The following is an 893-nucleotide window of genomic DNA, read 5'->3' on the forward strand; positions in this document are numbered from 1 at the left end:
AATTTTACTTTCTTTAGTTGCCCGCCCTGCACCTAACATCATAGCAGCTATGCCTAACTCATCTGCTACGATTCCAGAAACTACACCATCTCTTGCTGCCTTCACTTCTATTTGATAGGCTGCTTGCGGCAGCTGTTCCGGATGATCGATTACGGCAGTATCTCCACCTTGGGAAGCTGCAAAGACTTTAAATTTTTCTAAGGCTTTTCCATTGTGCACGTTTTCTTCCAATAAGTCTCTGGCTTCGGCCAAGTCATTGCCGATTCCAGCCAAATGGACCATTTGACTGCCTAATGTTAAACAAAGTTCTACTAAATCAGCAGGCCCATGTCCGTTTAAAGTATCAATAGCTTCTTTAACTTCTAAGGCATTGCCGATAGCGTATCCTAAGGGCTGGCTCATATCGGAAATAACAGCCATGGTATTACGGCCTACCATGTTGCCGATTTTTACCATGGCATGTGCTAATTCACGAGCATCTTCATCATTTTTCATAAAGGCTCCTGCACCGGTCTTCACATCTAAAACAATGGCATCTGCCCCAGCAGCAATTTTTTTGCTCATAATAGAACTGGCTATTAAAGGAATAGATTCAACGGTTCCAGTAACATCGCGTAAAGCATATAACTTTTTATCTGCTGGCGTTAAGTTGCCTGATTGCCCCACAACTGCGACTTTATTTTTATTGACTAATTCAATAAAATCTTCTTGTGACAATTCAACATGGAAACCTGGAATGGCTTCTAACTTATCAATGGTTCCGCCAGTATGTCCCAAACCGCGTCCACTCATTTTTGCAATGGGAACTCCTAGACTCGCCACTAACGGAGCCAAAACTAAAGTTGTGGTATCTCCTACTCCACCAGTGGAATGTTTATCTACTTTTATGCCGT

1 protein-coding gene is annotated in these 893 nt (G+C 42.6%); it reads right to left on the reverse strand.

Translation table 11 applies throughout. The annotated features are described in order from the left end of the window. On the reverse strand, positions 1–893 hold an 893-nt coding region (locus tag RT405_RS09985; RefSeq protein WP_313469439.1), incomplete at both ends, for a thymidine phosphorylase.

Source organism: Carnobacterium sp. (assembly GCF_032094055.1).
Classification (GTDB): Bacteria; Bacillota; Bacilli; order Lactobacillales; family Carnobacteriaceae; genus Carnobacterium_A.